This window comes from Ferrovum myxofaciens, from assembly GCF_000735045.1.
Lineage (GTDB): Bacteria > Pseudomonadota > Gammaproteobacteria > Burkholderiales > Ferrovaceae > Ferrovum > Ferrovum myxofaciens.
Genome location: NZ_JPOQ01000337.1, coordinates 1 through 292 on the forward strand (window position 1 = coordinate 1; position 292 = coordinate 292).

Annotated in this window: 1 protein-coding gene; it reads left to right on the forward strand. The window is 52.7% G+C overall.

The features are described 5' to 3' along the window. Positions 1-40 precede the first annotated feature (40 nt). On the forward strand, positions 41-292 hold a 252-nt coding region (locus tag IV91_RS16225; RefSeq protein ID WP_035418511.1), incomplete at its 3' end, for an IS66 family transposase.

The following is a 292-nucleotide window of genomic DNA, read 5'->3' on the forward strand; positions in this document are numbered from 1 at the left end:
AAATCGATCACAACCGATTGATTCGTGGTACAATTCTGTCATGTCAAACGCCCTCAAAACCGCCGCCAATATCATTGAACAAAACGTGGTTTTGATGGCCGTCAATGCACGCCAACAGGAAGAAATATCCCAGCTCAAAAGGCAACTGGAATGGTTTAGACGCCATCTTTTCGGTCAGAAGTCGGAACGCCGCAACCCCGACCTATACAGCCTCCAACTGGCCTTCAGTGACCTGGGTGGGGAAGGCAATACTCCGCCTCCTGCCCCGGACACCCAGACCGTCGCTGCCCAT